This is a genomic window from Salmonella enterica subsp. enterica serovar Typhimurium str. LT2 (genome assembly GCF_000006945.2).
Taxonomy (GTDB): domain Bacteria; phylum Pseudomonadota; class Gammaproteobacteria; order Enterobacterales; family Enterobacteriaceae; genus Salmonella; species Salmonella enterica.
This window is the reverse complement of record NC_003197.2, coordinates 1,449,974-1,463,085: the sequence shown is the minus strand read 5'-3', so window position 1 is coordinate 1,463,085 and position 13,112 is coordinate 1,449,974. Positions and strand designations below refer to the sequence as shown.

Below are 13,112 nucleotides of genomic sequence, written 5' to 3'. Positions count from 1 at the left end.
AGGTATTTATCATGAAAAAAGTCAAAAAATTGTCTCTTACCGATTTAGTGCTTTATGGTCTGGTGTTTATGGTGCCTATCGCGCCAGTCTCTCTTTATGGCGTCGTTTATAATCTTTCGCACGGTATGGTTGCGCTGGTTTATATTATTGGCGCGATCGCGATGTTTTTTACCGCGTACAGCTACTCTACCTTATCGCAGCATATCTCCTCGTCGGGTTCGGCCTATGCGTATGCTGGCGTATGCATTAATCCCGCCGTAGGGTTTCTGACCGGATGGATATTACTGCTGGATTATCTTTTGTTCCCTACGCTCGTGGCAGTGCTGGGCGGCGTCGCGGTCCACGCTATTTTACCGCAAATCCCGGTCTGGGTCTGGCCGTTGATTTATGTGGCTATTGGCACCGGAGTCAACTATCTCGGGATACAGCAAACGGCGAAATTCGATAAGTTACTGGTCTTTATTCAACTCGGTATTCTGGCGATTTTCGTGCTACTCATTGTCCGTCTGATGCTGCTGGACAGTAGTCAGATAACGCTTTCCTTCCGGCCTTTTTTCGATTCACAGTGGTTCACCCCAGGGCTCATCGCGACGGCGATTTCGGTGGCTGCGCTGAACTTTCTCGGCTTTGACGCTATCAGTACATTAAGTGAAGAAAGCGAAGGCGGGGGACGCGCCGTCAGTAAAGCAACGCTGTTGGCGTTAGTTTTGGCGACGGTACTGTTTATTATCGTTGTGGCGTTTGCGGCGTTCGCCACCGGTAACGTCGACCGCTTCGCGGAAGGTAATGCGACGAATGAAGCATTTTTCACCATTGCCGGCAACGTTGGCGGTATCTGGCTCAAAGTGGCGTTTTCCATCATTGTGGCGTTTGTGTGCGCCGTCGGCAACATTATTACCGCGCAAACGGCGGTGTCCAGAGTGTTATTTTCAATGGGGCGCGACCGAATGTTGCCCGCCTTCCTCGCTCACGTCCATACCACGCGTAAAACGCCGGATTATGCCATTCTGTTTACCGGCGGCGTCACCCTGCTGCTCAGCTACCTGTTTTCCGGCAAGATTGAATCTATCTCCACGCTGGTGAACTTTGGCGCGCTTTTCGCTTTTTTTGTCGTGAACCTGTGTGTGTTTATCCTGTTCAATTTCCGGATGAAAGCCCAGCGGCGCATTTTCGCCCATGTCATTTCGCCGATCATGGGGATGATCGTCATCGGCTACGTCTGTTTAAACATGAACATTCACGCTCTGATACTCGGAATTAGCTGGGCGGCCATCGGGATAGCGATTCTGTGCTATCGAAAAGCACACAACCAAAACATCGCCATCGACCTGGAAGGCAAAAAGTTGCTCGATTGACATTATGCGCAACAACACCCGCTGTTGCGCAACGCCGCCCCTGTTCGGGCGGCGTTATCGCCAGCGACATCGTAAACAGCGTAATAACAAACCGTTGTGGATCTGCACAGATGTCTTTTGAAACAGGGTTTTCATTTTCCTTTTTTGTAAATTTCAGCGTATAATGCGCGCCAATTGTCTCTTGAATGGTTTCAGCGCATTGGACTGTAAAACTCAACGACTAAAATTATCCCCTTCCCGTTGGGCTGAAACGCGAGCACACATTCCTCTGCACGCTCTTTCGATGTCACCTATCCTTAGAGCGAGGCATCATCACTTTAGCAACACAGGCTTAGCTTCCGGGCCGTGCGCGCCCGAAGCCAGATTTCCATATCCTCCTCAACTTAAAGACTAAGACTGTCATGAAAAAGACGAAAATTGTTTGTACTATCGGTCCGAAAACCGAATCCGAAGAGATGTTAAGCAAAATGCTGGACGCGGGCATGAACGTGATGCGTCTGAACTTCTCTCATGGCGATTATGCAGAACACGGTCAGCGTATCCAGAATTTGCGCAACGTGATGAGCAAAACTGGTAAAAAAGCCGCTATTCTGCTTGATACTAAAGGACCAGAAATCCGCACCATTAAACTGGAAGGCGGTAACGACGTTTCGCTGAAAGCGGGCCAAACCTTTACTTTTACCACCGACAAATCCGTGGTCGGTAATAATGAAATCGTTGCCGTCACCTATGAAGGCTTTACCAGCGACCTGAGCGTTGGCAACACCGTCCTGGTTGACGATGGTCTGATCGGTATGGAAGTGACCGCCATCGAAGGCAATAAAGTCATTTGTAAGGTGCTGAACAACGGCGATCTGGGCGAGAACAAAGGCGTTAACCTGCCGGGCGTTTCTATTGCTCTGCCGGCGCTGGCTGAAAAAGACAAACAGGACCTGATCTTCGGTTGCGAACAGGGCGTTGACTTTGTTGCGGCGTCCTTTATCCGTAAACGTTCTGACGTTGTCGAAATTCGCGAGCATCTGAAAGCTCACGGCGGCGAAAATATCCAGATTATCTCTAAGATCGAAAACCAGGAAGGCCTGAACAACTTCGATGAAATTCTCGAAGCTTCCGACGGCATCATGGTTGCGCGTGGCGACCTGGGCGTAGAAATCCCGGTTGAAGAAGTGATTTTTGCGCAGAAAATGATGATCGAAAAATGTATCCGCGCACGTAAAGTCGTGATCACCGCGACTCAGATGCTGGATTCTATGATCAAAAACCCGCGTCCGACCCGCGCAGAAGCAGGCGACGTTGCGAACGCCATCCTCGACGGTACGGATGCGGTTATGCTGTCCGGCGAATCCGCAAAAGGGAAATACCCGCTGGAAGCCGTTTCTATCATGGCGACCATCTGCGAACGTACCGACCGCGTCATGAACAGCCGTCTGGACTACAACAACGACAGCCGTAAACTGCGCATTACGGAAGCAGTATGCCGCGGCGCGGTAGAAACCGCCGAAAAACTGGAAGCGCCGCTGATCGTGGTAGCGACCCAGGGCGGTAAATCCGCTCGCGCCGTGCGTAAATACTTCCCGGACGCCACCATCCTGGCATTGACCACCAATGAAGTGACCGCCCGTCAGTTAGTACTGAGCAAAGGCGTGGTATCGCAGCTGGTGAAAGAAATCAATTCTACTGATGATTTCTACCGTCTGGGCAAAGATGTCGCCCTGCAAAGCGGCCTCGCCCAGAAAGGCGACGTCGTAGTGATGGTCTCCGGCGCGCTGGTTCCAAGCGGCACCACTAACACCGCCTCTGTTCACGTACTGTAATAATTGTTGTGTGAATTAATTTGTTTAAAAAAGCGCCCTTCCGGCGCTTTTTTTATTTAATCGATAGCCACTATTAATAAAAAAATCAAATCGGATTTTACTATCTAATTGCGGATTATCTAAGAAGAATCCGATGGAAGCCCCCTGTTTTCTTTCGGTTTTTTAGGGACTTTCATGCATTTCGATGCTTCTTTGAGCGAACGATCAAAAATAAGTGCATTCCCATCAAAAAAATATTCTCAACATAAAAAAGTTTGTGTAATACTTGTAACGCTACATGGAGATTAACTCAATCTAGAGGGTATTAATAATGAATCGTACTAAACTGGTACTGGGCGCGGTAATCCTGGGTTCTACTCTGCTGGCTGGTTGCTCCAGCAACGCTAAAATCGATCAGCTGTCTTCTGACGTTCAGACTCTGAACGCTAAAGTTGACCAGCTGAGCAACGACGTGAACGCAATGCGTTCCGACGTTCAGGCTGCTAAAGACGACGCAGCTCGCGCTAACCAGCGTCTGGACAACCAGGCTACTAAATACCGTAAGTAATAGTACCTGCGTAATAAAAATGGCGCACATCGTGCGCCATTTTTTTTACCCACATAACCACACAAAGTATAATGTTATTGTTATGAACCGTACTAACCAGCTGATCTTAGGTGCAGTAGTTCTGGGTTCCACGTTACTGGCAGGTTGTTCAAGCAACGCTAAAATCGATCAGTTGTCTTCCGATGTACAGACGCTGAGCGCTAAAGTTGAGCAACTGAGTAATGACGTAAATGCAATGCGTTCCGACGTTCAGGCTGCTAAAGACGATGCTGCTCGCGCGAACCAACGTCTGGACAACAAAGTATTCCGCATCTGTAAATAATTTGACGCACAATATAAAATGGCGCACATCGTGCGCCATTTTTTTGTCCGTCGTTTGCTGCAAAGGCTACTGCGTCGCGCGCGTTTGCCCCTCTTCCCCGACAAAACCGTTCTGAGCGGATTCGACTGCGGTCGTATTTACCGCCGGCGTCTGCCCGGCGCTCACGCTGACAGGATACCCGGCTCGCCGGTATAGCGCCTTATCGACCAAGCGACTATCCACCCCTTGCGCGTTTCTGAACGCGGTAAATTCCGCAGGCAACACATAGGGCATTGTCTGCACGTTTTGCTCTTCTTCCGGCGATAGCGGCCTGTGTACCTCTACATAACGAATGCCATTCGGCTCGACAGAGAATTTCACTGGCTGGTTAATCACTTTTACCGGCGTCCCCGTTCTGACCTGCGCAAATAACGCCTTGATGTCCGGCGCGTTCATGCGAATGCAACCGGAACTCACACGCAGACCTACGCTATCCGGCGCGCTGGTGCCATGAATGAGATATTCCCCATTACCGTGCGCCAGACGCAGCGCATAGCGTCCCAGCGGGTTATTTGGCCCGGCAGGGATCACCGGCGGCAGCGTGATCCCCCGCTCAAGCGAACGTTGGCGTATGCCTGCCGTCGGCGTCCACGTCGGGTTGGGGATCTTTTGCCCTATCCGGGTGTCCATGACGGGAGTTTCCAGTCCCTGCAAACCGATGCCGATGGGATACACCTGTACGCGGTTTTCTCCCGGCGGGTAATAATACAGCCGTAGCTCCGCGAGATTGACGATAACGCCTTCCCTGGGCGCATCCGGCAATAGCATCTGCGAGGGAATGGTAATTAGCGTACCGGGCTTAGGCACCGGCGCAATCGTATTGTTCGCTTCAAGAATGAGCATCGCCGCCGTATCAAAACGCCGGGCTATAGCCTGCAGGTTTTTATCACCTTCCTGTACGGTATAGGTTTGATTCTGACCAATAAGACGGCTGCCTTCGGGCGGTAATGGATAATCAACCGCCCAGGCTGCCTGTAACGCGCTATACGCGCCGATAATAGTTAGCGTAATGAAAGACGCACGTTTCATACCAAACCTCCTGTATTCCTGGTGATGCCCTCTGCGACGACTGGTAGCGCTTCGCTTATCAGAATAACAAAATACACGCTCTATCCACTCTGGATAAAGCGACGTCGCCGTCCGACAAAGGATTTGACATCAGGTAGAACGCTGTCTGTACAGTTTAGCTAAGAGTGGCGGCCTTAGCGCGAATTGCGCGAATCATTGCTTCCAGCCCCTGAGAACGAGAAGGTGTGAGGTGCTGCGCAAGCGCCATTTTTTCGAACCATGGCCGGACATCAAAATGCACAATATCCTGCGCCGTCATTTGGTGGTACAAAATAAATACCACCGCCATAAGGCCCTTAACGATCGCCGCGTCGCTGTCGCCCTGCAATTCGATAATGCCGTTGGCGTTTCGCCGCATCACGATCCACACCTGGCTCTGACAGCCATGAATCGTATTTTGCGGATTACGATCCTGCGGATTTAACTCCGCCAGGCGCTGCCCCAACTCAATAATATATAAATATTTCTCTTCCCAATTAGCGCAACGCGTAAAGTTACGCAGCAGTTTTTCTTTATCCGGTAGCGCAGCCATAAAACCTCACTGTTATCCCAATAAGCGGTGGATACGCGTTAATCCTGCCACCAGTCGGTCCACTTCTTCATGGGTGTTATACATCGCCAGCGAAGCCCGGCACATTGCCGGCACGCCATACCAGGCCATGAGCGGCATTGCGCAGTGATGCCCTGTTCGTACCGCGATACCGTAATTATCAAGAAAGCTGCCGACGTCGTAAGCGTGGTGTTTACCCAGATTAAACGCGATGACGCCCAACCGCTGCGCCGGGCCATATAGCGTGATATCAGGCACCTGCGCCAGTTGCTCCAGCGCATAGCGCATCAGCATCTGCTCATAATCGCCAATCTTATCCAGTCCCAGCGACGTCACATAATCAATCGCCGCGCCGAGACCGATGATGCCGCCAGTATTCGGCGTTCCCGCCTCAAAACGCCAGGGCGCTTTCGCCCATGTCGTTCCCTGCGTCAGGCTGACGGTCGAGATCATCGACCCGCCCCCTTCCCACGGCGGCATTTCTTGCAGCAACGCCTCTTTAACATACAGAATGCCGATGCCGGTCGGCCCGTAAAGTTTATGGCCGGAGAAAACGTAAAAATCGCAGTCCAGCGCCTGGACGTCAACAGCATGGTGCATCACGGCCTGGGCGCCATCCACCAGCACTTTCGCCCCATGCTGGCGCGCCAGCGCAATCATGTCCGGCAGTGGGTTTTCCGTCCCCAGCACATTGGAAACGTGGGTAATGGCCAGTAGTCGGGTCCGGTCATCGAACAGCGCAGCTAAGGTCTCCAGCCGCAGCGTACCGTCAGGATGCAATGGGATCACGCGCAGTTCAGCGCCTTTGCGCTCGCACAGCATCTGCCAGGGAACGATGTTGGCGTGATGCTCCATCTCGCTGATGATAATGTTATCCCCGGCGCGAATATTTTCCGTTCCCCAACTGTTGGCGACAAGGTTAATGCCCTCCGTCGTACCGCGCACGAACACCAGTTCTTCTGCGGAGCGGGCGTTAATAAACCGCGACGCCTGCTTACGCACATTCTCCATGCTTTCGGTCGCCTGCGCGCTTAACGTATGGATACCCCGATGTACCGCAGCATAGCCGTGACGGTAGAAGGCAGATTCAGCATCAATCACCTGATTAGGTTTTTGAGCGCTGGCTGCGCTGTCCAGGTAAGCCAGCGGCAGGCCGTTAACTTCACGCTGCAGTATGGGAAAATCCGCCCGTACTTTTTCTACAGGAAATGTCATACCAGGCCTCCGGGCAGTCGCTGGCCGATTCGCGCCAGCACCTGCTGTTTAAGGGCGCTATCATGGATAGCTTCCGTTAACTCTGCGGCAAACGCGTAAAGAATCATGTGCCGCGCCTCCTGCTGCCTGATGCCGCGTGATTGCAGATAAAACATCTGCTCATCGTCAATACGCCCGATCGTCGCGCCGTGGCTGCACTTCACGTCATCGGCATAGATCTCTAATTGCGGTTTGGTATCGACTTCGGCCAGTTTCCCCAACAACAGGTTATTATTGGTCATCTGACCGTCGGTTTTAATGGCGTGTTGCGCCACGTTAATCAGGCCATTAAAGACCGCGCGTCCTTTGTCGCTGACGATGGTCTTGTGCAACTGGCGGCTGTTACAGTAGCCTTTGTTATGTTCCAGCCATGTCCGCGTATCGCAGACTTCATTTTTCACCGGCATCGCCAGACTATTCAGTCGAAGCGTCGCGTTTTCACCATTCAGTTGTGAGCTGCTGTGGTGACGTAGTACTGCGGCGCCCAGCAGAAAACTGTGGCTAAACGCCGAGGCGTCTGTCGCCAGCAGAAGATCGTTATGCGCAAAGTGATAGCTGGACGCATTTTCAAACGCCAGTTTGAAATGGCGCAGTTGCGCATTGTCTGCAACGTTCATCGTCAGACGCGCGCCGGTAAAATGTTTTGCCGCTGTAAGGCTGACATAATGCTCAATAACCGTCGCTTCCGCGCCTTCCGCCAGCGCCAGATGGTGGCGATAATGCGCGGTATTCAGCTCGTCGCCATCCACACCCTGCGTGATATGCATTAACAGTAGCGGCCTCGTCGGACGCTGATTTCGCCGTACCTGTATATACGTGACACATTGCGCCAGGCTTTCCGTCAGATGCAGAAAAACCTCAGGCTGCACCGGCGCGGCAAGCGCCTGGCGCTCATCCCTGACGCTAACGTCAAATCCGCTGTTTTGCGTGCTATCACTGAGCTCTGGCATAAACCGACCATCGACAAACACCAGTCGCACGGCATCGATTTGCAGCGCCAACGCATCACGCTGTGCGGCGCTGATAGTCGCACACTGCTGGATAAACTGGCTATGGGTTAAGCCCTCCAGCGGCGTGTATTTCCAGTCTTCATGTTTACGCGTCGGCAATCCCAGACGTAACATCTGTTGTAAATGTTGTCTTGCCTGCTCAGTTCGACTTTCTCCTTTTTCTTCAAAGAGATGTTGCCATTGCTGTAGCGCTTTACTGCTGTTCGGTAAGCCAGCCATAACCCTGCTCCTCCAGTTGTTTGACCAGAGTAAAATCGCCGGAACGGACAATTCGCCCCTGATAGAGGACGTGGACGTAATCGGGCTTGATGTAGTCCAGTATGCGCTGATAGTGGGTCACGATAATAAAAGCGCGTTTATCGTCGCGTAACGCGTTGACGCCTTCCGCCACAATTTTCAACGCATCGATATCCAGTCCGGAGTCCGACTCATCAAGGATGCACAGTTCCGGCTCCAGCACCGCCATTTGCAAAATATCATTGCGCTTTTTCTCCCCGCCGGAAAAACCGACGTTTACCGAACGGGTCAGTAAATCTTCCGGCATTTTCAGCAATGCGATCTTTTCTTCCATCAGATCCTGAAAATCAAAGCGATCCAACGACGCCTGCCCGCGGTAGGCGCGCACGGCATTCAGCGCGGTTTGCAGGAAAAACTGGTTACTGACGCCGGGGATTTCTACCGGGTACTGGAAGGCCATAAAAATCCCTTCACCCGCCCGTTCCTCCGGCGACAGTTCAAGCAGATCTTTACCTTTGAACGTAACCGAGCCGCCGGTGACCTCATAATCTTCACGTCCCGCCAGGGTGGCGGAGAGCGTGCTTTTCCCGGAACCGTTCGGCCCCATAATGGCATGAACTTCGCCGGGGCGAATCTCCAGATTCAGGCCACGCAAAATCGCTTTTTCTTCCACACTGACCTGTAAATCTTTAATGCTTAACATGGTTTTTCCTTCATCATTAACCGACGCTGTGCTCAAGGCTAATCGCCAGCAGTTTTTGCGCTTCAACGGCAAACTCCAGCGGCAGTTCCGAGAAAACGTCTTTGCAGAAACCGTTGACGATCATCGAAATAGCGTCTTCTTCGCTGATGCCGCGTTGCAGACAATAGAAAAGCTGATCTTCACCGATGCGTGATGTTGTCGCCTCGTGCTCCAGCTGCGCGCTGTTATTGCGGCATTCAACATACGGGAACGTATGCGCGCCGCAGTCCGCGCCAATCAACATGGAGTCGCATTGGGTGAAATTTCGGGCGTTGGTTGCCGTCGGCATAATTTTTACCAGCCCACGGTAGCTGTTCTGGCTGTGGCCGGCGGAAATGCCTTTTGAGATAATGGTTGAGCGCGTGTTTTTACCGATATGGATCATTTTGGTGCCGGTGTCAGCCTGCTGATGTCCACTGGTCAGCGCAACGGAATAGAACTCGCCGATAGAATTATCACCGCGCAGAATGCAGCTCGGGTATTTCCAGGTAATCGCCGAACCGGTTTCCGACTGGGTCCACGACATCTTGCTGTTTTCCCCTTCGCACAACGCCCGCTTGGTCACAAAGTTCAGAATGCCGCCCGTGTTGTTGTCGCCCGGGAACCAGTTTTGTACGGTGGAATATTTTACTTCAGCATCTTTATGGATGATGACTTCCACTACCGCGGCGTGGAGCTGATAACTGTCGCGTACGGGCGCGGAGCAGCCTTCGATATAACTCACATAGCTGCCTTCATCCGCCACCAGAATCGTGCGCTCAAACTGACCGGTTTTCTCGGCGTTAATGCGAAAATAGGTGGATAACTCCATCGGGCAACGCACGCCTTTGGGAACATAGATAAATGTCCCATCGGAAGCGACTGCCGCATTCAGCGCGGCAAAAAAGTTATCGTTCCCCGGCACGACGGTGCCAAGATATTTCCTGACCAGGTCAGGGTGATCGTGTATCGCTTCGCCAAAAGAACAGAAAATAATGCCCTGTTCCGCCAGTTTTTCACGGTATGTGGTCGCTACGGAGACCGAGTCAAAAATCGCATCGACGGCGACCTCTTTCCCTTCGCGAACCGGAACGCCAAGCTGCTCGAAGGCGTCTTCAACCTCTTTACTCAAAAAGGTATTCGCGCCCGTTTGCTGTACGGCTCCCGGCTGGGAAACGCAGCTATCGTCGCAGTTTCCGCATGATGGCGCAGAGTAATAGCTGTAGTCCTGATAGTTCAATTTATCGTAGTGCGCTTTCAGCCAGTGCGGTTCATCCATGTCCAGCCAGGCTCTATAGGCATTGAGACGAAATTCCAGCATCCACTCAGGTTCGTTACGCTTTGCGGAAATCGCGCGCACCACCTCTTCGCTGATGCCTTTTGCCAGTTCATCAGTGGGTAGTTGCGTGAAAAATCCTTCTTTGTAATTAAGGCGTCCGCCTGTCCAGATGCCGACCTCTTCCGTTGCTTCAGTGTTACGAGACATAGTACCGCCTATACCCCAAAACTTTCGCCGCAGCCGCATTCATTCTGGGCTTTGGGGTTATGAAATTTAAATAACTGGTTCAGCCCTTCCTGTACGTAATCCACTTCTGTTCCGTCAATAAAAGGCATCGCCTGTAACGGTGCGAAAAGCTTTGCGCCTTCGGCTTCAAAAACCAGATCGTCTTTATCCGGCTCCCGAACGGTATCCAGAACATAGCCAAATCCGGCACATCCCGTCTGTTTTACGCTTAACCGCACGCCCAACATGCCCGGCTGCTTTTCTGCCAGTTCACGTATGTGCGCTGCCGCCGCTGGCGTTAGCGTCAGCCCTTGCCAGGGGAAGTCCTCCGGGTTAAACGTGTCTGAATGCAATTCCATAGAGTTACCTCGCGTTCTAAATCACCAGGATATAACAGCATGTTAGTGATAATGATTATCACTTCAACCCCTTAACCGCAGGGGCTTTCCAACAAATGGTCATATTGAGCGCCTTTTATTAAGCATAGACCCTGTCCGCCAGGTCATACGACAGACAAAAAACAACTTAACTTTTTGATAAGTAATGATTTATAAGATATTAACCGTTCTGACAGGTCAAAAACGAAAAGATGTATAGAAAATGACTATTTAATTAATAGGCTGTCGACATTGCCGGGCGGCGAGGTCAGAACCCCATTTTTTGTATGGATACCTGGCGTTGCGCTCTTTATAATCCGCTGCGGTTCTATAACTCAGTTTGAGCTATAGGTTTATGTAAACTCTTTCCGGCATTTCAGGTGCTGAATGAGGCAAGAGGCTTAAAATATGGTTGTTACGCTCGCGTATATCGCACTTTTTTTGGTTTTCTCGTGGGTCATCTTGAGAATTAATCAAAAAAGCGATTCCCTGTCGAAAAGCGTTTTTATCGCTATCTTTTTAGGGGCTGTTATTGGTTTATCCCTGCATTTTATTTCAGCAAATCACACTAAAACTATTATCGAATGGTACAGCATCGTCGGCAATGGTTACGTCCACCTGCTAAAACTGGTCGCTATACCGCTAATTTTTATTTCTATTCTTTCCGCCATCAATAAACTGGAAAATAGTGCCGGCATCGGAAAAATGTCGCTGACGATCGTCGGATGCATGTTATGCCTGGTGATGGTTGCCGGTTTTATCGGATTACTGACCGCTCATGTGCTGGGGCTTGACGCCAGCGCTTTTGTGCACATGCCGTCAATGTTAACTACGGAAGAAGTCAATAAGACTGCCGCGGTGTCGATTCCCCAGTTAGTGACATCGCTGATTCCGACTAATATTTTTCTTGATCTTACGGGAGCCAGAAGTGTTTCCGTTATCGGCATCGTTATCTTCACGCTAATAGCGGGGATCGCTCTGTTAAAGGTCAAAAAAGAGGCGCCGGAAGAAGGTCAGAAATTAAGCGCAGGCATTAACGCTATTCAGATATGGGTCATGAAGATGGTACGTATCGTTATTGCATTAACGCCCTATGGCGTCATGGCATTAATGACCACCGTATTTTCATCATACCGCCTTGAACAATTCGCCAGCTTACTTGGTTTTATCGGTGCCTGTTACATCGCGATTTTTATGATGTTTATCGTGCATGCCATCTTGCTGATCCTCAGCGGTAATAATCCAGCGCGTTATTTCAGAATGGTCTGGCCCGTCTTAACCTTTGCGTTTGTTTCCCGCAGCAGCGCAGCCTCTATCCCGCTGGCCATTTCCGCCCAGGAAAAATTTGGCGTACAAAGCACCATTGCCAATATTTCCGCCTCGTTTGGCTCCAGTATGGGGCAAAATGGCTGCGCCGGGATTTATCCGGCTATTATGGTAGCGATGATTGCGCCCACCATCGGCATCGATCCGCTCTCGCTGCATTTTCTGGCCGCGATGTTGCCTGCCATTGCGCTAGGGTCTATTGGCGTAGCCGGCGTCGGCGGCGGTGGTACGTTCGCGGCGCTGATTGTCCTGTCGACGTTGAATTTTCCCGTTGCGCTGGTCGGTATTTTTATTGCCATCGAACCTATCGTTGATATGGCCCGCACGGCACTGAACGTTAACGGATCGATGATGTCAGGGGTGCTGGCTAACCGTATTTTGAATAATCATACGGCTGACGACATGCCGGCGGTTATTGACAGACCTTAGTTTTTTACGCGCCCGGAAAAGAAAAACCCTTAAGTCTGTTCAATACAGGCTTAAGGGTTCCGGCCCCATCCGGCGCTTATCTCCGGCACTCTTAATGGCTTAGCTCTTGAAGGGGCATAAGAATAATCTCATAAAGAGAGCGCGCCTTTTTAGCACAAATGGCGATCTGTATTTTTTTTAAACAAAATCAAGGGGGTTATCTATTACCTGGGGACAAGGTCTGGTGAGATTGCCTGGTAACATAGCCGGATGGCGGCTAACGCCTTATCCGGCCTACACAGACTTTATTAATGCACGCCCAACCGCCAGGCGAAATAGATCTCTTCTTTCAGTTCGGTTGCTGAGAGGGTGAGGAGATCGGCAAACTCTAACTCCAGCTGTTTTAAACGCTTCAAATACTGCGCGGGAGAAAGTTCGGTTTTATCACGGCGTAAAAATTCAATCGCCAGTTGGGTTGGGTCCAAATCAGTAGACATATCATCCTCGCTTATGTGTAAACGTGCACAGTATATCACCTTTTTCTGCGCACATTTTGACCAAAAGCAATATGCATCACACT

Annotated in this window: 13 protein-coding genes and 14 other annotated features; of the genes, 5 read left to right on the top strand and 8 right to left on the bottom strand. The window is 51.1% G+C overall.

Annotated elements, in window-relative coordinates; translation table 11 throughout:
* Positions 1-5 precede the first annotated feature (5 nt).
* Positions 6-11, top strand: a ribosome-binding site (putative RBS for orf48; RegulonDB:STMS1H001618).
* The 4 genes from orf48 (at position 6) to lppB (ending at position 4,038) form a co-directional block, all read left to right on the top strand.
* Positions 6-1,355, top strand: a protein-coding gene (gene orf48 / locus STM1379) for a putative amino acid permease (protein ID NP_460344.1). Within the gene, positions 12-1,355 belong to an annotated coding region; the region does not span the whole gene. (Overlaps the previous feature by 6 nt.)
* 181 nt (positions 1,356-1,536) lie before the next feature.
* Positions 1,537-1,551 (top strand) — a protein binding site (putative binding site for FruR, RegulonDB: STMS1H000186).
* 82 nt (positions 1,552-1,633) lie between these two features.
* Positions 1,634-1,642, top strand: a -35 signal (putative -35_signal for pykF; RegulonDB:STMLTH004487).
* Positions 1,634-3,169 (top strand): pyruvate kinase I gene (pykF, locus tag STM1378; protein ID NP_460343.1). Within the gene, positions 1,757-3,169 belong to an annotated coding region; the region does not span the whole gene. It overlaps the preceding feature by 9 nt.
* Positions 1,653-1,661, top strand: a -10 signal (putative -10_signal for pykF; RegulonDB:STMLTH004487). It overlaps the preceding gene by 9 nt.
* Before the next feature lie 297 nt (positions 3,170-3,466).
* Positions 3,467-3,472: a ribosome-binding site (putative RBS for lpp; RegulonDB:STMS1H001617), on the top strand.
* Positions 3,467-3,716, top strand: a protein-coding gene (lpp, locus tag STM1377) for a murein lipoprotein (RefSeq protein NP_460342.1). Within the gene, positions 3,480-3,716 belong to an annotated coding region; the region does not span the whole gene. Its footprint overlaps the feature before it by 6 nt.
* Before the next feature lie 82 nt (positions 3,717-3,798).
* Positions 3,799-4,038 carry a putative methyl-accepting chemotaxis protein gene (lppB, locus tag STM1376; RefSeq protein ID NP_460341.1) on the top strand — a complete coding sequence of 80 codons (240 nt, stop codon included), beginning with the start codon at positions 3,799-3,801 and terminating at the stop codon, positions 4,036-4,038.
* A 66-nt stretch (positions 4,039-4,104) separates the two neighbouring features.
* Here the strand turns inward: lppB and ynhG are convergent.
* The 7 genes from ynhG to sufA form a co-directional block, all read right to left on the bottom strand.
* Positions 4,105-5,119 (bottom strand): putative LysM domain protein gene (gene ynhG, locus STM1375; protein ID NP_460340.1). Within the gene, positions 4,105-5,106 belong to an annotated coding region; the region does not span the whole gene.
* Positions 5,114-5,119, bottom strand: a ribosome-binding site (putative RBS for ynhG; RegulonDB:STMS1H001616). Its footprint overlaps the gene before it by 6 nt.
* A 141-nt stretch (positions 5,120-5,260) precedes the next feature.
* Positions 5,261-5,685, bottom strand: a protein-coding gene (gene ynhA / locus STM1374) for a putative SufE protein (protein NP_460339.1). Within the gene, positions 5,261-5,677 belong to an annotated coding region; the region does not span the whole gene.
* Positions 5,680-5,685: a ribosome-binding site (putative RBS for ynhA; RegulonDB:STMS1H001615), on the bottom strand. It overlaps the preceding gene by 6 nt.
* 4 nt (positions 5,686-5,689) lie before the next feature.
* The gene (sufS, locus tag STM1373; protein ID NP_460338.1) for a selenocysteine lyase occupies positions 5,690-6,923 on the bottom strand. Within the gene, positions 5,690-6,910 belong to an annotated coding region; the region does not span the whole gene.
* The gene (sufD, locus tag STM1372) for an iron-sulfur component of FhuF stability protein (RefSeq protein NP_460337.1) occupies positions 6,907-8,191 on the bottom strand. Within the gene, positions 6,907-8,178 belong to an annotated coding region; the region does not span the whole gene. The genes sufS and sufD overlap by 17 nt, the downstream gene beginning before the upstream one ends.
* Positions 6,918-6,923, bottom strand: a ribosome-binding site (putative RBS for sufS; RegulonDB:STMS1H001614). Its footprint overlaps the gene before it by 6 nt.
* Positions 8,153-8,910 (bottom strand): putative transport protein gene (sufC, locus tag STM1371; protein NP_460336.1). Within the gene, positions 8,153-8,899 belong to an annotated coding region; the region does not span the whole gene. Before sufC ends, sufD begins: the two co-directional genes overlap by 39 nt.
* Positions 8,186-8,191 (bottom strand) — a ribosome-binding site (putative RBS for sufD; RegulonDB:STMS1H001613). (Overlaps the previous gene by 6 nt.)
* Positions 8,905-8,910: a ribosome-binding site (putative RBS for sufC; RegulonDB:STMS1H001612), on the bottom strand. Its footprint lies within the gene sufC.
* A gap of 5 nt (positions 8,911-8,915) precedes the next feature.
* Positions 8,916-10,414 (bottom strand): putative ABC transporter gene (gene sufB, locus STM1370; RefSeq protein ID NP_460335.1). Within the gene, positions 8,916-10,403 belong to an annotated coding region; the region does not span the whole gene.
* Positions 10,409-10,414, bottom strand: a ribosome-binding site (putative RBS for sufB; RegulonDB:STMS1H001611). (Overlaps the previous gene by 6 nt.)
* The gene (gene sufA / locus STM1369; protein NP_460334.1) for a putative HesB-like domain protein occupies positions 10,412-10,791 on the bottom strand. Within the gene, positions 10,412-10,780 belong to an annotated coding region; the region does not span the whole gene. Before sufA ends, sufB begins: the two co-directional genes overlap by 3 nt.
* Positions 10,786-10,791 (bottom strand) — a ribosome-binding site (putative RBS for sufA; RegulonDB:STMS1H001610). (Overlaps the previous gene by 6 nt.)
* Before the next feature lie 409 nt (positions 10,792-11,200).
* Positions 11,201-11,206: a ribosome-binding site (putative RBS for STM1368; RegulonDB:STMS1H001609), on the top strand.
* Here sufA and STM1368 point away from each other — a divergent pair.
* Positions 11,201-12,553, top strand: a protein-coding gene (locus STM1368; RefSeq protein ID NP_460333.1) for a putative Na+-dicarboxylate symporter. Within the gene, positions 11,207-12,553 belong to an annotated coding region; the region does not span the whole gene. Its footprint overlaps the feature before it by 6 nt.
* 287 nt (positions 12,554-12,840) lie before the next feature.
* Here the strand turns inward: STM1368 and ydiH are convergent.
* The gene (gene ydiH, locus STM1367) for a putative cytoplasmic protein (protein ID NP_460332.1) occupies positions 12,841-13,077 on the bottom strand. Within the gene, positions 12,841-13,068 belong to an annotated coding region; the region does not span the whole gene.
* Positions 13,072-13,077 (bottom strand) — a ribosome-binding site (putative RBS for ydiH; RegulonDB:STMS1H001608). (Overlaps the previous gene by 6 nt.)
* Positions 13,078-13,112: the final 35 nt, after the last annotated feature.